The sequence below is a fragment of the Cloacibacterium normanense genome (genome assembly GCF_003860565.1).
Lineage (GTDB): Bacteria > Bacteroidota > Bacteroidia > Flavobacteriales > Weeksellaceae > Cloacibacterium > Cloacibacterium normanense.
Window position 1 is genome coordinate 1684759 of the sequence record NZ_CP034157.1, and the last position, 25273, is coordinate 1710031.

Genomic DNA, 25273 nt, shown 5'->3' on the forward strand with positions numbered 1-25273 from the left:
AATCACTAGCTAACACGAAGGAAAACCCAAATAATGGCCGATTTTGATACATAACAGAGAAGACTTTCTTTAGAAATGACTTCATTTAAATTGGCTTATATTAAAGTCACTTTCTTATCCATATTTTGTTAGCTATTAACTACAAATTGTGTAGTGTTTTGCGAATGAAATATTTGTTAAGTTTTGGCAGTAAATAGGATTTATTGCCGAAAGTTAATTTTTTCTTTAATGTTGATATAAGATTTTATATGATAGTAATATCTCACCCTCATTAGCAAAGTCTAAAATTAATTATTTCTTCTTTTAATTTAAATGCATTTCAGTTTTTTTCTACCCACTTTTTCTACCCACCCTGAGGTGAGATATAGTTGAGTTTCCAATTACCGCCTTTATCACTTCCTTCTCTTTCAAGCAGTCCCAATTCTTTTAGAACGTTTAAGTTATTATCTATAGCAGAAGCACTTATACCCACTTCTTGTTCTAATTCTCTTTTAGTTACTCTATTATTTGCATGAACTTCTCTAAGAATTTTAACTCTGTTATTGGTTAGTTTTTCTGCCCATCTTTCTACCCACTTTTCAAAATCAAAAGGTCTTCTAAATATTACTGTAAACATTCCCTCCATTGTAAATTCAGGAGGCGTGAGTCCTGCTTCTATCATTAAGTCTCTCATTCTTACAATACCAGAACCTATCTGTTCCACCATTCTAATTCTCTCAAATAGCCCAAAGATAAGAGGGTTTCTGCTTAAACTTCTTTTTCCAAATTCGTTTCTTGGAATACCACTTACCAAACCACCTGGATTGGATATTTCAACCCTATCTGTGAACAATTCAATAGTTATTCTTGCTCCTTTTTCATAATAATCTCTATGAGCTAAAGCATTGATAATAGCCTCTCTAAAAACTGTTTCAGGAATTTCCCATATTTCTTTTCTTGGCTGAGAACCTACTCCTTCAATGTCATAGCGGACATCTAGCTTTCCTTTTAGCCACTCCATTGTCTGAAGAAACTGCTGATACAATGTCCCCTGCATTAATTTATCATCAATTATAAATCTTTTGTCTGTGCCTTCAAACGCAATACATCTTACTACCGCTTTTTCAAAAAATTGTTCGGGATTCTGAGCGAAAAACAATACAGCTCCATTTTTCAGAAAAGTATCTTTGGTATAAAGTTTTAAATTATTGAAAATCTGCTCATCAGCAATAGTACCATTAAATCCTGCTAATTCTCTGAACTGTCTGATGTTTTCTTCCGGAATATCTTTGGCAATATCAATTGCTTTGCACGGAGCTTCATCGAAATAAATGCGATCAGCCTGCTGAAAAAAATCTCTCATTTCTTCCACGGTTGTCAGTTTTTGAGAATTTGGACCTTGACGAACATATATTGCTCCCGAAAGAACATAAGGTTTATTATCTCCAGACGGAACTTTTATTACTATAATTTCCTTTCCTTCAACTTCTGCTGTTTAAATCTCACAATGAAGTGTGGGAGAAATTTCTCCAATAGAATTTTGTAATGCAGAACGTTTTGCATTATCAAAAGTTACTCCCTGAACTGTGTTTTTATCATCAACACCTATTAAAAGCGTACCTCCCGCAGCATTTGCAAAAGCACATACTTCTTCTGTAACTTCTTTAATTTTAGAAGGAAAATTTACTTTGAATTCGGCATTATATCCTTCTCCTGAAGCAATGATAGATTTTAGTTCAATTTCTGTCAGCATCTATATTAATTCTTTTGGTTTTAGTTGTAGTGTCAATATATCTTCTGTTCTAAAAAGCTCAGAACAATTCTCTAAAGAATCTATTTGAATTTTAACTGGTTCTATTTTTTCGTTTTTCAAAAAAAATCTAAATTCTTTCTGATATTCAAATTCTAACGGCTTTTCGAATAAGGAAACTTCTCTACATATTTTTTCCTTATCATAATAATCTACAAATCCGTGATTGTACGAATATCCTAGATTGTGGAGTGTTTTTTCTATTTTGTTAATAAAAGATTTGGGATCAATTACTAAACAATGGGAACCAAATCCATTCAATCTTTCATCTATTTTAAAATCCTGATAATTCCGGAATCCTTTATCTGAAATTGCATATAAAGAATAGATATTCCCTAATATTTCTTTGAATGATTTTCTTAAATGGACTTTTTCAAATCTGAACTCCTGTTCACTTTGCTTAATTTTAAATGTTCCAGGAAGTGAATTAATAACTTCAGAAATACCCTCATATTTATCACCTCTTAGCTCTCCATCCTCAATATTTCTAAAATATTGAATTGTATTTAGAAATACTGTTCCATTATTATATAAATCTATAATATTTTTTTCACTCCCTAATTTTATAAATGCTTTTATATTATAATTCATAACTAAACAATTACCTACCCAAATTATTGAAATTATTATCTACCTCTTCCCTTTCTGGAAAAACAAGCTTGTACGCTCAGTTCTCGTTGAATATTTTAACGAAGTCAAAGTTTGGATTAGTTTGATTATTCACTTTTTAATTTTTTGACTCCTTCCTTAATTCTTTTAATCAATCTATTATTTGTCATTTTTTTACCCTCACTATCAAAACTTAAAAGCAATTTATATTGTGTCCAGCTTAATTGTGTCCGCAGTGCAGACACAATTGGAAATGTTCGAAAAAACTGTCTATACCAATTTAATTGTCTCGCAGAAAAACCACTTCCGAATTCTGGTTGTAATTGTTCTGAAAGATATTTTATTAAGTATTTCCCATAATCAGCACGGTCTTTACCTTCTTGCTCTTCTTCAAAAATACGTTTGCCAATATGCCAATACATGAGTGTGCGTTGATGGTCAACTGCTCTTATCGCCCTATCTTTTGACTGAGCGATGATAGATTTTATGTCTGATATTATGGATTGGTTGAGTTGCATTTGGTTTTCTTGATTTGGGTTTTGTTTTGGATACGGTGTGAAATTTCTGTTTATAAGAAAATAGCACAAGGAAATGAAGCCAAGAGCGGAGTATAGACATCTATGCCTGTATTCAAGAAAATTAAGATGAGGGAGCTGGGAAAATTTCCATATTAGTTTTATGATTATTAGTTCATTACAAATATAATAAAAGGAATGAAATAAAATTATGGGAAACTGTAATTTTTAGAATATGGCTTCGACTCCGCTCAGCCACCGTGAAAGGTGATGGAGTGATGAAGAATGAGGGATGAAGGATGAAGGATGAAGGATGAGGGATGAGGGATTAAGGATGAGGTGCAAGATGTGAGATACGAGATGCGAGATGCGAGATTGGAAAACCTGAAGATGGATTATGAGTAACTAAGTTATGGAAGTGATGTGGGATGTTAAGATAATAAAAATCAGGTTTTTTCGTGGTTTGTTCGTAATTTATGGTACTTTTCCGAGGCTGATTCGAAGGAAACACGAACAAACCACGAACAAACCCCACAGAAAACCCGAATTTCACCCAACTTTGACTCGAATGTATGTCTTCAAACTAACTTAGACATTTTGGAATAAATCCTTAAGGAGTATTTTAGGTTATAAATTTAGAAATTTTTGTTGAAAATACAATTGTCTTCTTTTACGGATAGAATCCGATTTTATTTGTCTTCTTTTTTCCAAAATCTGTTCAGATCTTCCGAAGTATACATCCGCTGGCGTAAGGTTTTCCAAAGATTCGTGATATCGTTTATTATTGTAGTTTTCCACGAATTTCTTTAAAGCTTCGATAAGTTCTTCAGGATGGTAAAAATGATTCAGTTTTACCACATTTTTCATCGTTCTATGGTATCTTTCAATTTTCCCTTGGGTTTGTGGGTGCATAGGCTTCCCATGTACCTGTTTCATCTTCAAATCATCTTTCAGATAGGCATTGAGTTCGTTTGACACATAGCAAGAACCATTGTCTGAAAGTAATTTTGGTTTGGCTTTAGACTTCAATTTTGCTTTTTCAATTGCGGTATTCACAGTTCTTTTCACGTCTTCTGCTTTCATCGAATCGCAGATTTCCCAGTGGATAATATAGCGACTATAATCATCCAAAATGGTGCTCAGATAGTACCAGCCCCAACCGATAACTTTGAAATAAGTAAAATCAGTTTGCCACATTTGATGCACGAATTCGGTCTTGTCTTTAAATTCATTTGCTGCTGAAAGAAGAAAATGATTTGGTGCCGGGATTAAATCCCGTTGCTTTAAAATCCTGTAAACACTTGATTCTGAGATGAAAACACCTTGCTCATCGGTAATTTTGTGTGCCAGTTCTCTTGAGGAAAGTTCAGTATGTTCCAATGCTATTTCTACTACCAAATCTTTTTGTTCTTCAGGTATGCTGTTCCATTGTCTTTTGGAGGTTCTTTCGGTCGTTTTTAAGCCTTCGTAGCCGTTTTCTAAATACTTTTGATACCATTTGTAAAACGTACTTCTCGCAATCCCAAAGCTTTCTAAGGTCCGTTTTACTCCAATCTCACTTGTGGTGACCGCTTGAATAATTTCGTACTTTTCACCTGCTGATAATCTCATATATTTTCGATATTGATGAGTTAATCCAGCATGTCTAAGCTTTTTTTTACGATGTCATAGCGTAGAACCAAATCTGCTACCATCTCCTTCAATCGGGTATTCTCTTTCCTCAAGTTAGAAACTTCATCACTGGTGGCTTCACGGACAACATCTCCGTTGAGACGTTTCTTTCCAGCTTCCATAAACTCTTTGTTCCATGCGTAGAATTGCGATTGAGCAATGTTGTGTTTTCTACATAATTCTACAACAGAGGTCTCTGCACGAAGTCCTTCCATTACAATGAGAATTTTTTGCTCGGCTGTAAAAATCCTTCGTGTATTTTTACGAATGTCTTTTACGAATTTTTCAGTACTTTTTTTCTTAGGTGTTTCCATAATTAAATGTAATTCTTTTTTTTTGAAAACACTCCTTAAGCTTTTAGTATATTGTGTCCACTTTTTGCTGACGATTTACATTAAGACATAATGTTTTACGTCAGACAGACATTTGATGATAAGTTGTATAACTGCTTCAATGCGTTCTATCGAACAGTCTGTTTCAATCTCCAATTCTTTGATTTCGCTTTCCAGTTTAATCAGTGTTTGGTTATAAAATTTATCCATCCGTTATCTTAAATCTATTTTTTAAACAATAATAGAGAAGCCCAAATACTGTCATATTGGAAAGAAATTTGCATTTTCGGGCTTCTCTTTTGGAACTTTGGTTTTTGCTCGATACAGAACTAATAAGTCCACTTTTAGTGATAGTGATAGATATAATAGTGTCTAATTTTTATGTATATCAAAGCAAAAAGACACAGAGCTAAAAATATCCCAAAAAGTATCATAAAGAGCGAAGGTCTTTTCTTCTTCTTCGACAAATTGACATTTGAGGGTTTAGAAGCTCCGTATCTTTTGTACGGAGGTACTTTTTGATAACTTTTGCCTTTCTTACGCATTGTCTGTTTTATTCATCATTAGGATGACCTAATCTTAAAATTTCATCCGTTGTATTCTTACTGCGTTTAGTATAGCCAATAAGGCAACCCCAACATCGGCAAAAACAGCTTCCCACATAGTCGCTAAGCCCCCAGCTCCTAAAACTAGTACAATAGCTTTTACTCCGAATGCTAAAGCTATGTTTTGCCAAACTATTTTTTTAGTTTGTTTTCCAATATTAATTGCCATAGGTATTTTACTCGGTCTGTCGTCTTGTATCACTACATCCGCCGTTTCGATGGTGGCATCACTTCCTAAACCGCCCATTGCCATACCTACGTCGCTCAAAGCTACTACAGGCGCATCATTCACTCCATCGCCAACAAATGCTACGGTTTCGTTTTTGGTTTTTATTTCTTTTACTTTATTTACTTTGTCTTCTGGCAACAAGTCGCCGAAGGCATTATTAATTCCCAATTTATCAGCAACAAATTTTACCACGGTGCTTTTATCTCCACTCAACATTGTAGTTTTTACGCCTAATGTTTTTAGTTTGTCAATCGTAATCTGTGCATCTTCTTTGATGCTGTCGGCAATGGTAATGTAGCCTGCAAATTTTCCATCATAAGCAATGGCGATTAGGGTGTAAACAATTGTACTTGGGTCTAAATCATAAACAATATTAAATTTATCCATCAGTTTAAAGTTTCCTACCAATAACTCTTTTCCGTTAACGATAGCTTTTAATCCGTGACCCGCAATTTCTTCTACATTTTCTAATTTTATAGAATGGTCTATTTCGCCGACATATTGATGGATTGCGGTAGCAACTGGATGCGTGCTTTGACTTTCCAAAGCGTTGACCATTTTCAAGATTTCGTCTTTACTAAATTCTGATTTTAATATTACTTCTTGCACTTTGAAAACGCCTTCTGTCATTGTTCCTGTTTTATCCATCACTACATTTTGGATATTAGCGATGGCGTCTAAGAAATTGCTTCCTTTAAATAAAATTCCATTTTTAGAAGCGGCACCAATTCCACCAAAATATCCTAAAGGAATACTTATAACCAAAGCACAAGGACAAGAAATAACAAGGAAAACCAATGCTCTGTATAACCATTGACTGAACAAATAATTATCAACAAAAAAGTAAGGAACTACAGTAATAAGCACTGCTAATAACACCACAATTGGTGTGTAAATTTTTGCAAATTTTCTGATGAATAACTCTGTTGGTGCTTTTTGAGCAGTAGCGTTTTGTACCAATTCCAAAATCTTTGAGAGCTTGCTATCGGTATATGCTGTGGTTACTTTTACCTGTGCAACGGTCTTTAAATTTATCATTCCTGCTAAAACAGTTTCGCCTTTGGTTTTGGTGTCTGGCTTGCTTTCTCCAGTCAATGCGGCGGTATTGAATGATGCAGTTTCGGATAACAATTCGCCATCCAATCCTAATTTTTCTCCGGGTTTTAATTGAATGATATTGCCGATGTTGACGGTTTCTGCTTTTACAGTTTTAGGTTGGTTATTTTCTAAAATCGTTACTTCATCGGGTCTTTGGTCGAGCAGGGTTTTAATGTTGGCTTTGGCTCTTGTTACGGCTAATGTTTGGAACACTTCGCCAACGGCGTAAAACAGCATAACGGCAACACCTTCGGGATATTCGCCAATGACAAAAGCTCCGATGGTGGCAATGCTCATCAATAAAAATTCTGAAAAAACATCGCCTTTGCGGATGCTCTCAAATGCTTCTTTAATTACAGGAAATCCGACTGGTGCATAAGCTATTATATACCAAACAGCTCTTACCCAACCTGTAAACCAGGATTGCGGTAGCCAATTATCAAAAGCAATAGCAATCATCAATAGCACGAATGAAATGATTGCAGGCAAGAACATTTGAAGGGTGGACTTATTTTCATCGTGGCTATGGTCGTGTCCATCATCGTCTGAATGTTCGTTGCTGTGGTCGTGGTCTAATTCTTCTTTGAACCTTGTACCGTGAAAATGACCATCGCCTTTGAAGTGGCGCTCTCTTGTTTTTTCTTCAATAACGGGTAAGGCTTTGGCACCTTCCTGCTGCACCAATTTTTCATCGGCTTTTTCATTTATTTTTGCTTCCTGCGGCGAACAGCAAATTTGCTTGCCTTGTGCATCGTATTTATGTTTGTGTTCCATTAGAGTAGTCTTTTAGTTGTTTTTTTATAAATTAAATATTGTTCTCCGTGTTGTTTTTCCAAAAACTCTTCTTCCAGTCTTATCTGAATTTGAATAACGATATAGGTAGTAAGCATCAGGAAAAATGTAAGTGTATTGGGTAGTATAAAAAATATTCCTGCAACACTGATTATCATTCCCAAAAAAATCGGGTTCCGGCTGTAAGAGAATAATCCTTTTGTGATTAATTCGGTTTTGTTATTTTCATCAATACCGACACGCCAACTGTTACTCATTTGATATTGCGCTACAGAAATCCATAGTAATGAAAAGTGTATCAGAATTAATCCAATGATTAAAAACACGTCTTTCATTAAATAAGAAATCGGCACTAAATATTGATATATTTTATCGCTGAACGAATAGATGAATACCGCAACGAAGAGCAATGCTATCAATACCTTCATCACAAAACCGATATAATCGTGTGCATTATCTGTTTTGCCAAAAGTTACGGGATTGATGCCAGTTTGCTTGTAGGTTCGGTATTATGGTGGCACAAAAGCTACCATAATATACAACACCAAATACACCGGCAAATAAAATTTTAGCCAAATCATAGCGTTCAATTTTTAATGTTCGTGACCACCTGCATTGCTTAGTTTTGCATTGACGAAAAACGCACCTTTTACTACAATCTTTGCATTGGCAGGAATTTCATTTACAAATGTTACTGCGGTGTAACCCATATCAGATACGCCTTTTAGCACTTCTACCTTTTCAAAATTCTTAGCCGTTTTATCTTCTTTATGGTCTTTTTCTTCGCCCTCTTTGTGGTTGCCTTCTTTTTCTCCTTCTTCGTGATGGGCTTCTGCTTCTTTGTCGGTTTGTACAAAAATGTAGTATTTGCCATCGGCATTTACAATCGCATCATTGGGTACAGCTGGAGTTGTTACATTGCTAAGACTGACAATACCAGTGATGTTCATTCCATCAATTAAACCACTTTTATTACCATTTACACGACAATGAACGGCGATGGTTTTGCTCTCGTTTTCAAAGGATGAACCAATGCTGAAAACTGTAGCATCATACTCAGCAGTAGGATTATTGGTTAAAGTAAAATGAATAGTTTGTCCAACTTTTACCTGTGGTAAATCTTTTTCAAACACCTGTAAATCTAAATGCAATGAACTGTTATCTACAATTTCGATAACCGGCGAAGAAACATCTACATAACTTCCAATTTTGGCAAAAACGTTGCTAACCGTACCGTTCAGCGGACTGGTTACGACCAATGCGGATTTTAAATTTCCGTTTGATACCGAACCTGGATTGATGCCCATTAATTGTATCTGCTGTTGCAAGGAAGCTCTTCGGGTTCTTAAACTGCTTAATTCGGCAGTAGCACTTTGCAGATTTTTCTTTGCACCTGCATTGCCTTCATTCAGTTCTTTTTGCCTTGCTAATTCCTGTTCTGCAAACGTAATTCTGCTTGCTGTACTCAAATATTCTTCCTGCAATTGGATGAACTGCGGATTGGCAATGGTAGCGATTACCTGACCTTTTCTTACATAATCTCCGATTTGAACTTTCAGCGTTTTTATGACACCGCCATACAAAGAAGTGGCGTTGGCTTTATTGTTATTGGGAACTTTCAGATTTCCGTTTGCTTTGATGGTTGCTGTTAATTCCTTGTGTTCAATGGTGCCTAATTGTATGCCTACCGTTTTTATTTGTTCTTCGGTAAGTGTGGCAATGGTTGGCGTTTCTTCCTCGTGTGGTGCTTCTTCTTTTCCTGCAGTTTTGGTTTCGGCAGATTTATCTTCTGCTTTCTTATCATTTTTACAGGCAGAAAAAGCAAATAGTAAAACAGCTATGGCTGTCATCAACGTGATTTTTTTTATATTGAATTTCATTTGTACTTATTGATTGATGAATGAATAAATATTGATTACAGATTGGTTGACCTGCTGAATACTTTTGAGGTAATTCAACTGAATATCGGTTGCGGTTTGCAAGGCAAAAAGATATTCTACATAACCGATGTCGCCTGTTTTGTAACCTAATTGTGCTGCTGAAACAATTTCTTTAGCATTAGGCAAAGCTTCTTGCTGAAAATAATTGAACTGCTTCATATCCTGCTGGTATTGCAACAAAGCATTTTGTATTTGTGTTGCCAACGTTCTCTGTTGCTGTTGTGCATTGGCTTCGGCTGCTTGCTTTCTATAATCCAAAGATTTTATTCTGGCTTTGGTAGCACCGTAAGTAATGGGAATTGCAATGCCGATGTTTACAGAATTAAACCGGTTTCCGCCATTGAAAAACTTCTCAGCTCCATTCACATTTTGAAAACCAATTAAAGACTGATTGACATACCCAATCGTAAAATCGGGTAAACCTTGTGCCCGTTCTACTTTTTTGGTTTTTTCCGCAATAACTGCTTCCTGATACAAAGATTGAATAGCAGGATGATTGGCTACTGCATCATTATCCAACAAATTTGAAATTTGTAAAGGCTGAAAATTTCCATTTCCTGATATGGTAAAATCTTCTTTCGTATTCATCAATGTTTTCAGATTGGCAACGGCATTATTTAAGAAAACTTCATTTTGTTTTAATAACAAATTAATTTCGCCTTTCTTGGCTTCTGCCGTACTGATGTCCACTTTTTTGGTATCGCCCGTTTTGTAACGAAGCTTTGCAATGCCTATGAAATTGTTGTACAAACTGTCTAATTCCTGTAGTTGTTTTTGATTGTGTTGCAAGTACAAAATTTGATAATAATAAGTACGTACTTGGTTTTTTAATTCTAAAACACTCAAGTTCTTCTGCAATTCTTTACCTTTAATTTCAGCATTAATCAACTCCTTTTTTGCTCCGAATAATGACGGAAAAGGAATGGTTTGTGACACCTGAAAAGACTGGTCGAATTTGGTGCTGTTGTATTGTCCCAACTGTGCATTAATATCCAACTTAGGTAATTCTCCGGCTGTTTTTTTCAACGCTTTGCTGGCATCAATTTCTAAATCTGAAGCTTTAATGGCTTGATTATTTTGAAGCGCAATATTTATCGCATCATCAACACTTGATAAATGCTGTGTTTGTGCATTTGCTGTAAAGCCTGTTAATGACAGAAGCAATACAATGATAGTTGCAATAGGTTTCACTTTGGGTTTTCTTTTTAAATTAATTTTTGAATTGAAAATGATGTAGAGTAAAGGCAGAACGAACAGCGTAAGGAAAGTTGCCGTAACCAAACCACCGATTACTACGGTTGCTAAAGGTTTTTGAACTTCTGCACCTGCACTGCTACTTAGTGCCATCGGTAAAAATCCTAAGCTCGCAACGGTTGCCGTCATCAATACAGGTCGAAGTCTTATTTTTGTTCCTTCGATTACTCGTTTGAAAACATCTTTTATTCCTTCTTTTTCCAATTGGTTGAAAGTGCCTATCAATACAATTCCGTTAAGAACGGCTACACCAAACAAGGCGATAAAACCAATTCCTGCACTGATGCTGAAAGGCATTCCACGAAGCATTAAAGCCAATACGCCACCAATGGCGCTCATCGGAATTGCGGTAAATATTAAACCTGCTTGCTTAAAGGAACGGAACGTGAAATAGAGCAACACAAAAATTAATAACAAGGAAATAGGAACGGCTATCATTAATCGGTTACTGGCTTCCTGCAAGTTTTCAAATTGACCGCCATACGTGAAATAGTACCCCGGTGGTAATTTTACCTGTGTATTTAATTTTTGTTGAATTTCTTCTACCACACTTTGTACATCCCTATCTGCAACGTTGAATCCGATTACAATTCTACGTTTTCCAGCTTCACGGCTTATTTGTGCCGGACCTAACTTATAATCAATATTTGCTACTTGTGATAATGGTATTTGATTACCTGTTGAAGTGGGTATCATCAGATTATTTACATCTTCTATACTACTACGATATGTACTGTCTAAACGTACGACCAAATCAAACCTTCTTTCGTTTTCAAAAACTACTCCTGCACTTTTACCTGCAAACGCAGTGCTTACCACGTTGTTCACATCTTCCACTGTTATTCCGTAATTGGCTAAGCGAGTACGGTCATATTCCACATTTATTTGCGGTAAGCCACTCACACGTTCTACTTGTGGAGATGTAGCGCCTTCTACTGTTTGTATAACCTTACTAACCTTATCAGCATTCAAGGCAAGCGTATCTAAATTTTCTCCAAATATTTTTACTGCAACATCTTGCCTAATACCTGTCATCAACTCATTGAAACGCATTTGTATTGGCTGGTTCTTTTCGAAAAATACACCAGGTATTGCTTCTAATTTTTCATTGATAGCATCTGCCAATTCATCATAACTTCTGCCACTTTTCCATTCGCTTTGAGGTTTCAGCAAAATCATCATATCGGTTGCTTCGGGCGGCATTGGGTCGGTTGGTACTTCTGCTGCTCCGGTTTTACCTACAACCATTTTTACTTCATCAAATTGCTTGATAATTCTTGAAGCTTGCATTGATGTTTCGATACTTTGGCTTAATGAACTTCCTTGTGGCAAAATGCAGTGAAAGGCAAAATCGCCTTCCTGCAATTGTGGTATAAATTCGCCACCCATTCTGCCAAATAAAGATAATGTAAAGGCAAATATGGCAACGGTAATTCCCACTAACCAATATTTTATTTTAATGGCTTTTTCTAATAATGGTTGATACATTTTTTGCAACCAATTCATCATTTTATCTGAAATGTTTTCTTTATGCATTGGCTTTTTAGACAAAAACAAAGCACACATCATCGGGATATAAGTGAGGGATAAAATCAATGCGCCAAATATTGCAAAACCTACTGTTTGCGCCATCGGACGGAACATTTTCCCTTCTACACCTACCAACGTTAAAATAGGAATGTAAACAATCAAGATAATGATTTCGCCAAATGCTGCACTGCTACGGATTTTAGAAGCGGATGTAAATACTTCATTATCCATTTCCTGCTGAGTAAGCCTTTGCGTGGATTTCCTTAAACCCAAATGATGCAACGTGGCTTCTACAATAATTACCGCCCCATCTACAATTAATCCAAAATCTATCGCTCCCAAACTCATTAAGTTAGCACTTACCCCAAAAATGTTCATTAAAGCCAAAGCAAACAACATCGCCAAAGGAATAGCAGAAGCTACAATCAATCCGGCTCTGAAATTTCCTAAGAAAAGAACCAATACGAAGATGACAATCAAAGCTCCTTCAATAAGGTTTTTCTTAACAGTATTCATTGCCCTGTCTACCAAATCTGTACGGTCTAAATAAGGTTCTATCACAACATCTTCGGGCAAAGATTTTTGTATGGTGGGTAGTTTCTCTTTTATTTTTTCTACCACATTGTTGGCGTTTTCGCCTTTCAGCATCATCACTACGCCACCTACTGCATCTACCTCTCCATTGTAGGTCATTGCTCCGTAGCGTACTGCATTACCAAAACGGACATCTGCCACATCTTTTATAAAAATGGGTACACTTCCGGTTTCGTTCTTTACACTAATATTTTTTACATCATCTAATGAAGTAACCAAACCGATACCTCGGATGAAATAGGCATTCGGTTTCTTATCAATGTATGCACCGCCTGTATTTTGGTTATTTTTTTCTAATGCTGTGAAAATATCGGTAACACTAACACCCATTGCTTTTAAGCGGTTAGGATTTACAGCTACTTCATACTGTTTCAGCTCGCCACCAAAACTGTTAACTTCTGCAATGCCGGGTGTGCCGAAAAGCTGACGTGCAACAATCCAATCTTGCATTGTTCGTAGTTCTTTAGCATTGTATTTATTCTCGCTACCCTTCTTAGGATGGATAATGTATTGGTATACTTCACCTAAGCCTGTACTCACGGGAGCAAGTTCCGGTGTACCAATACCCTTAGGTATATTTTCTTCGGCTTCTTTTAGTTTTTCATTAATAAGCTGTCGGGCAAAATAAATATCTACTTTGTCTTTAAACACAACTGTAATTACCGACAAACCAAACCTCGAAATACTCCGTGTTTCCTCTAAATCTGGAATATTTGCAATACTTTGCTCAATAGGAAAAGTTACTAATTGTTCTACTTCTTGTCCCGCCAATGTGGGACAAACCGTAATTATTTGTACCTGATTATTAGTAATATCGGGTACGGCATCAATGGGTAATTTTGTGGCGCTCCACACTCCCCAAATAATGAGCAACAAGGTCATTATCCCAATGACGAGCTTGTTTTTAATACTGAATTTTATGATACTGTCTAACACAATTCATTTGATTAATGATTAATAATAGTGGATATAAGTTCTTTCTGTATATTGCAAAAAGAACAGCTAAATGCACGACTTAGATAGTACGCTTCTTTATTAGTGGAGGAAATGCCAAACGCCCCACCTATAAATGCATTTGCTAAAAAATATTAAGCATTAATCTTTGGCGGTTGCCAAATGTTTCCGTGGTAATTGGAAATGAAAGTGAAAGCCCAAAGTGGGAGTTTTTGCTGTTTGCCGAAACTCGGCTTTGTCTCGCTTATTTTGAACGTTTGAAACGTAAAATTTACAACGGTATGGCAACAGGCGCAAGAACAAAAAGGGCTGCACACATCTTTGCAGTTCGTTTGGTCGTTGGAGATTTTAGTAAATTCTGATTTTGAAGAATTGCTTATATTTATATCGCACGCATCAGTACAGGGCATTACGGATAATGCCAAAAAATAGATACTGAATAGGATTACAAATATTTTCATCAGACTGCAAATATAAAAAATATTTTAGTGCAAACGAATTGCAAAGTTGAAAAAGTCTATTTGTTACATTTGTCGCATTTCCCCTTAAGAACTAAATTAGCTCCATATAATTTAAAGTTTTGAGGGACTTTAATGTTTGGAATTTCTGTTTCGTTAAGGCAAAAAGTATGTTTACATTCGGTGCAATAAAAATGAGTGTGCAGTTCCGATAAATCGCAATTACATCCTGATTGGCAAAGTGCGTATTTTATCACTCCGCTTCCATCATCAATAGTATGGATAAGTTTGTGCTCTAAAAAAGTTTTCAGCGTTCTGAATAGCGTAACATTATCTGCATTTTCAAACTGTTCTGCTAATTCCTTATGACTGATGGCATATTGCTGTTTCAACAATTTTTCTACTACCAACAAACGCATTGCTGTGGGTTTAATATTTCTTTGTTGTAAAATATTTTCTTCATTTTTCATAATGATTAATTTCTATTATGATTTATTCTAAATTGAGAGCTATGTTAAAAGGGTGTTCAAACTAAGGGTTCTGCTATTTATATTTAATCTACAATATAATTTCTTATTAATACAAATTAAGGGTTGGATTTTAATAGTTATGGTTTTGCAATGTTTAATTTTTTGTAACAAACCGCAAATTAATTGATAGTTTTAACCCTTAATTCGTATTATATATACACTGTTTACTAATAATTCATTACGAGCCCCACTCCAAAACCCATATCGCTATCGTAATGTGTACGGATGCCCATATTTTTGTTAATGATGTACTTTAGATCTGCAATATATTCCATATCAGTATTGACCAAAAATCCTGCTCTTAATCTTTTAGAAATAGGAATGTCTTCACGCATTAATGACAACCTAACAATGCCATCGTGATATACCTCTGCCTGAAAATTGACTAACATTGGTAATGTGTACATAAAACCTAAACTAAAGGCTCTACGTGTATCCTTCTTATTTTTTTGCCCAAACAAATTTGTTTCGTGTTCGTCCATTCCCATTTTACGATACCTCCAGTCAAAACCGATGAATGGCATAAACCATTGCATTTTACCAATATATCGTCCTAAATGAGTTTCTACTTCATAACCGTGCATATCATTGTAGCCCAAACGCCATTCTGTACCTAAAGACCATCTTGAGTTCTGGAGCATTGCATCACCATCATTACCATTAGTTGCAAAATCATTCTGCGCCATAAAGTGCGGCATATTGCTTTCTCTCTGCAACTTGTTATAGGCTTGTTTTTTGTTGGGTAAATTCGGATTTTGATAATCATCCACTGCAAAAACCCTGTTCATTCCCGACATCATATGATAAAGGATATGACAGTGGAAAAACCAATCTCCTTCTTCGTTTGCTAAAAACTCAATGGTATCAGTTTCCATTGGCATTATATCTATAACATTTTTTAGTGGTGATTTTTCGCCTTTACCGTTGATTACCCTGAAATCAAAACCATGCAAGTGCATCGGGTGGCGCATCATTGAGTTATTATGAATGGTAATTCGTAGAATTTCTCCTTTTTTTACAGGTATTTTATCAACTTCTGAAAGTATTTTATTATCCATACTCCACACATAACGGTTCATATTTCCGGTAAGGGTAAATTTCAATTCTTTTACTGGCGCATCTTTAGGAAGTTCCGTATTGGAAGGAGATTGTAGCATTGCATAATTCAGCGTTTTGATTTCTCCCAAAGCATTTGCATTGTAACGGTTGGGATCATTTTCCATATTCATATTGTGTTGACTATGGTCTTCTTTTGGTTTTGCCTCTCCAGTAATTTCAGGATACATTACCACGTTCATATCCATTTGGTTCAGGCTCATTTTCATTCCCATATCGTCCAAATCTCCATTCATCTTCATCATATCGTTCATCATCTTCATCCCCTCAAAATATTTCAATCTTGGGAGTGGCGATATTAACTGTTTGATACCATTGCCTACAAAATAGCTTGCCGATTGTGTTCTGTCTTCAGTTGTGGCTAAAAACTCGTAGGCAACTCCATCGTCAGGAATTGTTACTACAATATCATAAGTTTCGGAAACCGCAATGAATAATCTATCTACTTCTACTGGCTCTACATCATTACCATCATTGGCTACTACTGTAATTTTACCGCCTGCATACCGCAACCAAAAATAGGATGAAGCTCCACCGTTTGATATTCGCAATCGTACTTTATCGCCTGCTTTTAGCGTTTTGCCGTCAACAGTTTTTAAATCGGTAGTATACTTTCCGTTGATTAAAATTTTATCGTAATAAACATCGCTTACATCCATTGCCAGCATACGTTTCCATTCGTTCTTTATTTTTGTTTTAAAATATCCTTCTCTAATGGCTTCTGCGTAAGACTGTGTTGCATTTTTTTTAATAGCTGCCCAATCGTTGGCATTATGCAGCATCCTGTTAATGTTGTCGGGGTTAAGATTTGTCCACTCGCTTAAAATGATGGGTACAGTCGGCAAATCGTCAATTCCTTTTCTAAAGGTTTTATCATCATCCTTTTTCTTCATTATAAAACTACCATACATCCCAATTTGCTCCTGCAAACCAGAATGTGAGTGATACCAATGCGTTCCGTGTTGGATAATTGGGAAACGATAGGTATACGTTGTGCCTGCCTTAATAGGTTTTTGTGTAAGCCAGGGCACACCATCTTCTTTGTTGGGCAGGAACACTCCGTGCCAATGCAATGAGGTACTTTCTTTTAATTGGTTATGTACAACAATTTCGGCTGTATCACCTTCTGTGAATGTAAGCGTTGGCATTGGTATTTGACCATTTACGGAAATGGCTCTTTTTTCTTTGCCTGCGTAGTTGACAAGCGTATCTTTTACATACAACTCGTAACGAACTACTTTTTGTGCAAAGAGAGATTGCGAACATAACAGTATAAAAACTGCTTGCAGCAACCTGATCGTAATATTTTTAGGTATATTCATTTTGATATTTTTTTTCTTGAAACTTACTCCTGCTCTTTTAACCAATTGGTTAATACTTTGATTTGCTCATCATTCAGTTTTGTATTTTTATGCATCATTGTATATGATGATAAGGGCATTTGTTTAGTTTCGATTTGTTCTTTAATTGAGTTTAATAATCTTTCCTGCTTCCTATTTGAGTATGTATCCCATTCGTTGAAATTCAAATCCTCTTTTGCGTTTTTGATGTGATTTTCTACTAATGCTCTCATAGGTTGCACATAGTCGTACCAAACATAATTAGTATTGTTACTATGACAATCGTAGCAAGAGGTTTGAAACATCGCTTTTACTTGAACAGGCATTTTATAGGCTTGGGTAAAATCGGTTGTGTAAACCTGCCCTTTATCTACATTAAGGGCAGGCTGATAAAATTGTATTCCAATAAAAATAAACAGCACTATTGCCAATATTATCTTTAATACTTTCTTCATTTTAGAACTCTTTTTTTACAGAGCCACAGGTAAGCATCTTACCACCATAGTATGGGTTTTTGATAGCTTTAGCTTCGCTAATCCAAACAGCACCTTTACCATCGTTATACATTGGACAATGGTCTTGATATAATTTTTGTGTAGTTCCAAATAATACTATAAGATCGGAAACATCTTTACTTAATGATGCTAAATGTTCTCTTTGATGGTCTATTTTGCCTGCATTATCGCCAATGTGTTCTGCATTTTCCTTAGCATTTTCGAAAATATCCATAAACTCCTTATGCTTGTTTGCAGCTATGGTTTTCATATCCACCTTGCTTAAAGTAGCAAAAAGTTGTTTTCCTGCATTAGCAGCTGCTTTGTCATTATCTGCAACGAGTGCATTTTTTAAAACCAGATAATCTTTTACAATTGGTTCAATAGAGAAGTTTTGTGCCTGCTCTTTTACAGCGGATTTTTCCACCTTTTGAGATAGTGTATCTCTTGAAGTAACGGCAGCTGTTGTATCATTTTGTGTTGCTGCTGACAAATCTTGGGTTTCAGTTATGGCTGTGCTATCATTAGTTTGCTGGTTGTTATTTTTATTTGAAGATTGATTGCAGGAAATTGTTACAACTGCAATTGCTACTAATGTAATGATTGAGAAAATTATATTTTTCATTTTATTTATTTCTAATATTATTAAAGGAATTTATCTTATTTATTTGTTTTCAAATTCTTTCAGCTTACGCTTCATAAGTTCGATTTCTTTTGCCTGTGTTTCGAGTATGTTTTTTTGCAACTCCATCAGCTCGGGGTCGGTTAGCTTTGCTTTTTCAGACATCAGCACTGCTGCTGCGTGATGCGGTATCATACCTTTTACAAACTCCTTATCTCCCACAAATAATTGCTCCCTAATACCGAACCAAGAAAAGATGCCAATCGCTAGGGAAACTGTTATGATTGCCCAATTGATTTTTTTGTTTTGATACATTCCTTTCATTATCCATATTTCAATGATCAACATTGCCGAAACCATTAGTAGGGTCATATATAAATTATTGATGTTGGGGATAAGGTTCTGCAAACCGTCAATCATAGCATACATAATAAAATACATAGCTACAAACATTGCAACAGCCATTAGAGCAAAACGTTTGTACATTGCTAAAGAATGATTGGGATTATTTTCTTCACTCTTTTGGGTATGTTGTATTCCGTGTTGGTTTTTCATACTTTCCATAACAATTGTTTTTTATTTGTTATTTAATAGTTTCCTGCACACTACCGCAGGTAAGCATTTTAGAACCGTAATATGGGTTTTTAACCACTTCTTCCTTACTTAACCAGTTTGCACCTTTCCCATTATTGTACATAGGGCAATGCAGATAATAAACAGGTGCTTCTTGTTTTGATACCTTAGTTAATTCATACATATTCTTAGAAAGCAAAACGAAAGTTTCTCTTTGTTTGGCAACATCTTTGGAAGTAGCAATCTTTTCAGCATTTGCCGTTAAGTCTTTCATTACTTTCATCCAAACAGTATGTTCTTCAGTAGAAAGTTTTGTCATTTCTACTGCTTTAATAGCTTTTACCAATTCAGCGGCTTTTGCAGATGAGATACCTGCATCAGTTTTTACTAATGCATCTTTAACCGAAAAGTAGTTATCGAAAACGGCTTTTAATTGCGGTACATTTTGCGTTTCAGTGGTGTTTTTTTGAGCCATATCGCTTTGGTTATGGTTGGCGTGTTCATTTTTCATATCCATACCTGCATCTTTGGTTTTTGCAACTGGTTTTAGTTCCCTTTTATACTGGCAACAGTCGGATAATTTTGCATATACATCATCCGGAGCCAAAAATTTCTCACTGTCATAACCTGCCAAAGCAATACGTTTCAGTATTTCATCCTGATTTGTTTTTTTACCATCATAGTTGAGTGTAGCCATCTTGGTATCTTTATTCCAATTTACGGTGGCTACATTTTTTAAATTGCCTGCTTTTTCGATGGTTTTTTTACACATTTCGCAGTTGCCATATATTTTTACGGTTTCTGTTTTTTCATTTTTGATTTGTGCGAAACTGTTTACTGATGATAGTAATACGGCGATTACCATCACTATTTTTGATAATGATTTCATTTTGAAAATTTTTAATTTAATAAGATATACAAAGATTGTGCGAAAACTTAATAGCTTTCGACAAGACATAACTATGGCTGTTAAGCCATCGTTTTAGCTTATTTTAGGCGGTTGCCAAATAGAATAGTAGCCTGAAGAACAATAGGCTTGTTTGAAACCAAATTTTTGCTTTTTAGTTTCGGCAAAAGGGGTTGTTACTTTTAAATCAGTTGGTATCGGTATGCTTAGAGAAGATGAAGAAGTGCTACATCCACAAGAACTGTGCTTGCAATTGCCATCGCAGTCGTGACCATCCTTGCATTTTTTACAGGACTTGTCCTTGCAACTGCTTTTATGTTCTGATCTTTCGGATTGCTCTTTTGAGCAGGAAGCCTGCTCGGTCTTTGCTACTTTTTTTGCACAAGCATAGCTTATGCTTGGCATTAGGAAAAAGCCCAAACATAGTAAAATGACAAAGCTGATATGTTTACTCAAATTTTTCAACCCTACAAAATTAAGAAATTATTTCTTTTAATTGCTATAATTTGCACTTTCATAAATCTTCAATCTAAAATATACACTGCACTGTATAAGTTTTTTAGCGATTTCCGTTCCCTTGAAAGGAATACCTATTTAATTACCACCTTCAAATATTCAAATGAAAATAATTAAAAAGGCATCCCAAATAGAAAGTTATTTTATAGTCAGATGCTCTATTTTAAAACCTGTTTTTTGTATCGTTTCGATAACTTGTTCCTCTGTAATTCCTGTTGATTTTACGGTCAGTACTTTGTCTTTATTTGTTGTGTCCACATCCCAATGACAAATGCCATCAGCATTATCTAAATGCGGTTTTACAGATGCTACACATCCACCACAGTTAACATTTGTTTTGAATCGTAAGTCATGATTATTCTTTTCCATTTTGTTTATTGAATAATTCATTTAAAGTTTAAAGCTGCGTAATCGCAATGCATTTACGATTACCGATACAGAACTCATAGACATTGCTAAAGCTGCAATCATTGGTGATAATAAAATTCCGAAAAATGGATATAAAATACCTGCTGCAATTGGAACACCAAGCACATTATAGAAAAAGGCAAAGAATAAGTTTTGCTTGATGTTTTTCATAACAGCATGGCTCAAATTTTTTGCTTTAACGATACCTAATAAATCGCCTTTTACTAAAGTTATTTTGGCACTTTCTATGGCTACGTCGGTTCCAGTTCCCATAGCTATTCCGATATTGGCTTGTGCTAATGCCGGAGCATCATTTATACCATCACCAGCCATAGCTACAATTTTCCCTTCTGCTTGTAAACGTTTAATTTCGTTGAGTTTGTCTTCGGGTAAGCATCCTGCTTTATAGGAAGACAAACCTAATTCATCCGCTACTGCTTTGGCTGTATTAACATTATCGCCAGTAAGCATAATTACTTCTACACCTTGGAGCATTAGTTCTTTTATCGCTGCTGCACTTGAAGTTTTTATCGCATCGGTAATTGAAACAAAACCAACTGTAGCACCATCAACAGCAATGTAAGAAACCGTTTTACCAAGTTTTTGTTCTGCAATAATTTTGTTTTCTAAATCGTCAGAAATAGTTGCCTTAACCTGTTCCATTAGTTTTTTATTGCCTAATGCTACTTTTCTATTGGTAACCGTTCCCGTAACTCCTTTTCCTGTAACATTTTCAAAATCTTTGACTTCAATTAATGAAATAGATTTTGTTTTGGCATAATTGACTACTGCTTGTGCCAATGGATGTTCACTGTATTGGTTTAAGGAAGCTATATTTTGCAATAAATCATCCTCGTTATTAGTTGATGCGTAAATTTTTTCTACCGAAGGTTTCCCCTCTGTTAGCATTGTTTTAGCTTCTTCTTCATCTCTTCCTTTGAAACCTCTTCTTTGAACCAATTGGTAGAAAACTCTTCCTAAAATCTGAGGATTTTCATAAAATACATTTTTATAATCTGGATTGGAAGCAAAAGTTCTAAAAACATAATAACTCTCATCTTTATCCTTTCCAAACAAATGAAAGTCTGGCTTGCCGTCACCATCAAAGTCAAATCGTATCCAATTCAAGAATTTTTCAGATTGTGGGTATTCTCTTTTCTTTCCCTTTCTGTATGTTTTCCAATTATTAAAGTCCTCAATAGATAAAGGACACATATTTTTTTCAATTAGGAATTGTAAAATTCCAAACTTCCTATACTTTTCTGCTTGATAATTTCTCCTTTTACCTCTACTCTCTGTTCTTTTTTGAACTTTCGGGTATTCATTACCTTTTTCAGAGGCTACTCCTTTTTCAAAAATAATCACTCCAAAACCCTCTATCTGATTACCTTCTAAGTCTGTATTTCTAATTGCCCATCCAGTACTATTACTACCTAAATCGATTCCTAATATTTTACCCGTAACTAATTAGTTTTTAGAGATTGTATAAAAATAAAAAATAAAAAAAAACTCTACAATACGGATTTCCGTAATCGTAATTAAAAAATTGTATTTATATTTGCAATAAGCAATTCACAATAAGGCTAAAAGCCGAAGAAAATCTTTAATCCTGCGTACTCCGTGGGATTTTTTTATATGAAATTGTTTTGTGATTTTTTAGAATAGTGAATGTCAAAGAATATAACTTGTCTTTTTACGTCTAAATGTTTCCAAATCTTATTGAAATAATCAAATGATCTAAAAATTCACAAGCAAAAACATTGAAATTTTAAGTATTTTGACACTCATCTAGCAAAAATCACATCATTAAATTTTAATATGTCGTTTAATCATTTCTAAATATTGTAATGATACCTACATTTTCATTTTATAGATGCATAATCATACTTTTGCAATAAAAAACGCTTTAATCTAGGTCAAAACAGTTCCAAAAATTCTCCGCTCCATATTATTTTTTAATTGAAGAATATTCCCTTTGTCTTTGTAAAAGAATATCGACATCTATTTATATTTTTTTAATTATTAAATTTTTATTGGTTTTGTTTGACAAACAGAGCATTTATTGTTCATCCTCCCTTCCCTTCAAAACTCTCCAACTCTTTATTTAACTCTTCTAATAATTGTTTTTCACTTGTTAGGTAGAGTTCGTATTGGCTAGAAACTATTGGTTTTTTGGGTAGGATTAATTTAACCACATCATCATTTTATTAGCGCAAGGAAATTAAACCAAGGGCATAACATTGACAGATTTGGCTATATTCAAGAAAATTAAGAAGAGGGCGTAGGGAATATTTCCATATTAGTTTTATGATTATTAGTTCATTACAAATATAATAAAAGGAATGAAATAAAATTATGGGAAACTGTAATTTTTTCAATATCGTCCTAAATAAAAAAATAAGAAGGAATTAAAGTAACTCAAAGTATCTTTGAGGTTGCACAACAAAAAAACCTTCTTATGGATTCAAAATTAACATTATTTTCCCAAATCATTTCAAAAATAGACCAAGGAATTTTCAAAAAAATAGTAATTGAGAAGAAAACCGATTACCGAAATAAAGGATTTGATAGTTGTAACCACTTAGTTTCTATGCTTTTCTGTCATTTTGCCAAAAGCACTTCGGTTCGGGACATTTCCAACGGACTTCGCAGTGCCACAGGAAACCTGAATCATTTAGGGATAAAAACAGCACCTTCCAAATCTTCTATTAGCTACCAGAATGGAAAACGAGATGCAGATTTGTTTAAAGACGTGTATTTCAAACTATTAGAACAATTAGGACAGCACACGAAAGATAGACGGATAAAACTCAAAATAAAAGTTCCTGTCTATTTATTAGATTCTACCCTTATTTCTCTATGCCTGTCTTTGTTCGATTGGGCAACATATCGAACTAAAAAAGGAGCCGTGAAAATGCATACCTTACTTGAATATGACGGGAAACTTCCTGTTTATGTGAATATTACCAAAGGAAGTGTTGCTGATAACAAGGGAGCGGAAAACATTCCTTTGGAAAAGGGAGCAGTCATTGTTGCAGACCGATTCTATAACGATTTTCCAATGCTCTCTATTTGGGACAGCAAAGGTGTTTTCTTCGTAATAAGACATAAAGAAAATCTGAAATTTGAAACTTTACAGGAACGAGAACTTCCACCAAAAGGAGCTCAAAGCATCCTAAAAGACGAAGAAATAGTACTCTCAAATCCTTTATCCAAAGAAAAATATCCAAAAAAATTAAGAAGAGTGGCTATTTGGGATAATGAAAACAAGCAAACCATTGAAATGATTTCCAATAATTTCTCTTGGGCTGCTTCTACCATAGCAGAATTATACAAGCAAAGATGGCAAATTGAGATCTTTTTTAGAGATATCAAGCAGTTGCTTCACATCAAAACCTTCATTGGAACTTCTGAAAATGCAGTGAAAATCCAAATCTGGACGGCACTTATCACTATTCTCATTCTGAAATACCTGAAATCCATCGCTAAATATAATTGGCAATTATCAAATCTGGTAGCTTTTATCCGATTGAATATTTTTGTTAAAATTAATCTTCAATTTTGGCTCGACAAACCATTTGAGCAACCGCCTGAAACCCCCAAAAACTATTATCAAGGGGTTCTTTTTTGAAATTAAATGTAAAGCTAAATGTAAAATAGGTATTTAGGCTGTTTCTATTTTTAATAATTTTTTTTTTAGGACAGTATTGAAACTTCAAAAATATTTCCTACATTTGTACTGTTTTACTTTATAATGCACGGTAATTTAAAAATACTATTCCTTTCCTTTACACTCGCGTTATTTCTGGCGCCGGGGATATCTTTAGCTTGCAGCAAAAAGGAGAAGCAGCTTTTTAAAAACCGGGCGCATGCTGAAACTTTCATCAAACAGTCATTCGCGAAATTTCATCCGTCTTGCGATAGCGGCTATTGCAAAGACGAGTGCTGTCATCCAAAATCGCATAATTGTCAAACGGAAGGGTGCTCAGGAAACTGCAGCGGCAACCTTTGCAGTTCTGCTCAATACACCCTTTTAGCCTACAGTAATTTCTTAGAGGATTCCAAAACTGAAGCCTCCGGCTACTATAGCAACAATTCCAATTTCTATTATCAGAATCCTCATTACTCCTGTGAATTCCATACCGTTTGGTTACCGCCCAAAATAGGGTAATACTTCTTTCTTACAGCCCGAGTTATGTCCGGTCGTGAAGAGTTTTTAACACTTTATCCCTGATGACTTATCAGCGCTGTATATTCCTTTGAACTTCAACTTTTCCTTTAAAAGTAAATCTTTCACAAAAGATTTTCCTTTTGGAGCGAGGACGCTTTTGAAGATCTGAATGTTCGTAAGCAGTTTCTTAACAAGGAAACTTAAAATTAACCTGTAATCTAAAATT

At 35.1% G+C, this 25273-nt stretch carries 19 protein-coding genes and 1 pseudogene; 1 reads left to right on the plus strand and 19 read right to left on the minus strand.

Annotation, left to right across the window (positions count from 1 at the left end; all coding sequences use genetic code 11):
• Nucleotides 1-343 precede the first annotated feature (343 nt).
• The 19 genes and pseudogenes from EB819_RS07770 to EB819_RS12785 form a co-directional block, all read right to left on the minus strand.
• On the minus strand, nt 344-1342 hold the full coding sequence (locus EB819_RS07770) for an ATP-binding protein (RefSeq protein WP_245993253.1): 999 nt from the start codon (nt 1340-1342) through the stop codon (nt 344-346).
• A gap of 132 nt (nt 1343-1474) precedes the next feature.
• Nucleotides 1475-1732 (minus strand): AlbA family DNA-binding domain-containing protein, encoded by a 258-nt coding sequence (locus EB819_RS12875; RefSeq protein WP_245993106.1) that lies wholly within the window; start codon nt 1730-1732, stop codon nt 1475-1477.
• Nucleotides 1733-2380 (minus strand): hypothetical protein, encoded by a 648-nt coding sequence (locus tag EB819_RS07775; protein WP_069798809.1) that lies wholly within the window; start codon nt 2378-2380, stop codon nt 1733-1735.
• 125 nt (nt 2381-2505) lie between these two features.
• Nucleotides 2506-2916: a DUF1016 N-terminal domain-containing protein gene (locus EB819_RS07780; protein ID WP_069798811.1), complete on the minus strand. Its 411-nt coding sequence runs from the start codon at nt 2914-2916 to the stop codon at nt 2506-2508.
• A gap of 624 nt (nt 2917-3540) precedes the next feature.
• A protein-coding gene (locus EB819_RS07785; RefSeq protein ID WP_394337956.1) for an IS3 family transposase occupies nt 3541-4898 on the minus strand; the annotation gives its coding sequence in 2 pieces (ribosomal slippage) (nt 3541-4560 and nt 4563-4898; 1356 coding nt in all).
• Nucleotides 4899-5495: 597 nt separating this feature from the next.
• Nucleotides 5496-7622 (minus strand): heavy metal translocating P-type ATPase, encoded by a 2127-nt coding sequence (locus EB819_RS07795; protein ID WP_069798655.1) that lies wholly within the window; start codon nt 7620-7622, stop codon nt 5496-5498.
• Nucleotides 7622-8068 (minus strand): methyltransferase family protein, encoded by a 447-nt coding sequence (locus EB819_RS07800; protein WP_221403286.1) that lies wholly within the window; start codon nt 8066-8068, stop codon nt 7622-7624. Before EB819_RS07800 ends, EB819_RS07795 begins: the two co-directional genes overlap by 1 nt.
• 165 nt (nt 8069-8233) lie before the next feature.
• Nucleotides 8234-9520, minus strand: a complete 1287-nt coding sequence (locus tag EB819_RS07805) for an efflux RND transporter periplasmic adaptor subunit (RefSeq protein ID WP_069798653.1) — start codon at nt 9518-9520, stop codon at nt 8234-8236.
• Nucleotides 9521-9526: 6 nt separating this feature from the next.
• Entirely contained in the window at nt 9527-13894 is a 4368-nt protein-coding gene (locus EB819_RS07810) for a CusA/CzcA family heavy metal efflux RND transporter (RefSeq protein WP_074650987.1), read from the minus strand.
• A gap of 152 nt (nt 13895-14046) precedes the next feature.
• Nucleotides 14047-14373, minus strand: a complete 327-nt coding sequence (locus tag EB819_RS12965) for a DUF6660 family protein (protein WP_074650988.1) — start codon at nt 14371-14373, stop codon at nt 14047-14049.
• A gap of 56 nt (nt 14374-14429) precedes the next feature.
• The gene (locus EB819_RS07815; protein WP_069798647.1) at nt 14430-14840 is read right to left on the minus strand and encodes a Fur family transcriptional regulator; all 411 of its coding nucleotides are present in this window, start codon (nt 14838-14840) and stop codon (nt 14430-14432) included.
• A gap of 227 nt (nt 14841-15067) precedes the next feature.
• Complete coding sequence (locus EB819_RS07820; protein ID WP_069798658.1) at nt 15068-17338, minus strand: multicopper oxidase family protein; 2271 nt, start codon at nt 17336-17338, stop codon at nt 15068-15070.
• A 23-nt stretch (nt 17339-17361) separates the two neighbouring features.
• Nucleotides 17362-17811, minus strand: a complete 450-nt coding sequence (locus EB819_RS07825; RefSeq protein WP_069798645.1) for a heme-binding domain-containing protein — start codon at nt 17809-17811, stop codon at nt 17362-17364.
• 1 nt (nt 17812) lies between these two features.
• Nucleotides 17813-18475 (minus strand): DUF3347 domain-containing protein, encoded by a 663-nt coding sequence (locus tag EB819_RS07830; RefSeq protein ID WP_069798643.1) that lies wholly within the window; start codon nt 18473-18475, stop codon nt 17813-17815.
• Between the two features lie 39 nt (nt 18476-18514).
• Nucleotides 18515-19036 carry a DUF305 domain-containing protein gene (locus tag EB819_RS07835; RefSeq protein ID WP_069798641.1) on the minus strand — a complete coding sequence of 174 codons (522 nt, stop codon included), beginning with the start codon at nt 19034-19036 and terminating at the stop codon, nt 18515-18517.
• Nucleotides 19037-19055: 19 nt separating this feature from the next.
• Nucleotides 19056-19934 (minus strand): DUF3347 domain-containing protein, encoded by an 879-nt coding sequence (locus EB819_RS07840; protein ID WP_069798639.1) that lies wholly within the window; start codon nt 19932-19934, stop codon nt 19056-19058.
• Between the two features lie 93 nt (nt 19935-20027).
• Nucleotides 20028-20408, minus strand: coding sequence for a hypothetical protein (locus EB819_RS12780; RefSeq protein WP_158005954.1), 381 nt, complete (start codon nt 20406-20408; stop codon nt 20028-20030).
• A 198-nt stretch (nt 20409-20606) separates the two neighbouring features.
• Nucleotides 20607-20837: a heavy-metal-associated domain-containing protein gene (locus EB819_RS07850; RefSeq protein ID WP_069798657.1), complete on the minus strand. Its 231-nt coding sequence runs from the start codon at nt 20835-20837 to the stop codon at nt 20607-20609.
• Nucleotides 20838-20858: 21 nt separating this feature from the next.
• Nucleotides 20859-21782: pseudogene (locus tag EB819_RS12785) on the minus strand (HAD-IC family P-type ATPase); the annotation flags it as partial.
• Between the two features lie 1552 nt (nt 21783-23334).
• Between EB819_RS12785 and EB819_RS07865 the strand changes: the two are divergent.
• Nucleotides 23335-24507, plus strand: coding sequence for an IS4 family transposase (locus EB819_RS07865; protein WP_124878718.1), 1173 nt, complete (start codon nt 23335-23337; stop codon nt 24505-24507).
• Nucleotides 24508-25273 lie beyond the last annotated feature (766 nt).

What these genes read in the sequence shown, in the direction of transcription:
- EB819_RS07770 (WP_245993253.1), bottom strand. Translation starts at nt 1,342, where the DNA reads ATGAGAGATTTTTTTCAGCAGGCTGATCGCATTTATTTCGATGAAGCT.
- EB819_RS12875 (WP_245993106.1), bottom strand. Translation starts at nt 1,732, where the DNA reads ATGCTGACAGAAATTGAACTAAAATCTATCATTGCTTCAGGAGAAGGA.
- EB819_RS07775 (WP_069798809.1), bottom strand. Translation starts at nt 2,380, where the DNA reads ATGAATTATAATATAAAAGCATTTATAAAATTAGGGAGTGAAAAAAAT.
- EB819_RS07780 (WP_069798811.1), bottom strand. Translation starts at nt 2,916, where the DNA reads ATGCAACTCAACCAATCCATAATATCAGACATAAAATCTATCATCGCT.
- EB819_RS07795 (WP_069798655.1), bottom strand. Translation starts at nt 7,622, where the DNA reads ATGGAACACAAACATAAATACGATGCACAAGGCAAGCAAATTTGCTGT.
- EB819_RS07800 (WP_221403286.1), bottom strand. Translation starts at nt 8,068, where the DNA reads ATGAAGGTATTGATAGCATTGCTCTTCGTTGCGGTATTCATCTATTCG.
- EB819_RS07805 (WP_069798653.1), bottom strand. Translation starts at nt 9,520, where the DNA reads ATGAAATTCAATATAAAAAAAATCACGTTGATGACAGCCATAGCTGTT.
- EB819_RS12965 (WP_074650988.1), bottom strand. Translation starts at nt 14,373, where the DNA reads ATGAAAATATTTGTAATCCTATTCAGTATCTATTTTTTGGCATTATCC.
- EB819_RS07815 (WP_069798647.1), bottom strand. Translation starts at nt 14,840, where the DNA reads ATGAAAAATGAAGAAAATATTTTACAACAAAGAAATATTAAACCCACA.
- EB819_RS07820 (WP_069798658.1), bottom strand. Translation starts at nt 17,338, where the DNA reads ATGAATATACCTAAAAATATTACGATCAGGTTGCTGCAAGCAGTTTTT.
- EB819_RS07825 (WP_069798645.1), bottom strand. Translation starts at nt 17,811, where the DNA reads ATGAAGAAAGTATTAAAGATAATATTGGCAATAGTGCTGTTTATTTTT.
- EB819_RS07830 (WP_069798643.1), bottom strand. Translation starts at nt 18,475, where the DNA reads ATGAAAAATATAATTTTCTCAATCATTACATTAGTAGCAATTGCAGTT.
- EB819_RS07835 (WP_069798641.1), bottom strand. Translation starts at nt 19,036, where the DNA reads ATGGAAAGTATGAAAAACCAACACGGAATACAACATACCCAAAAGAGT.
- EB819_RS07840 (WP_069798639.1), bottom strand. Translation starts at nt 19,934, where the DNA reads ATGAAATCATTATCAAAAATAGTGATGGTAATCGCCGTATTACTATCA.
- EB819_RS07850 (WP_069798657.1), bottom strand. Translation starts at nt 20,837, where the DNA reads ATGGAAAAGAATAATCATGACTTACGATTCAAAACAAATGTTAACTGT.
- EB819_RS07865 (WP_124878718.1), top strand. Translation starts at nt 23,335, where the DNA reads ATGGATTCAAAATTAACATTATTTTCCCAAATCATTTCAAAAATAGAC.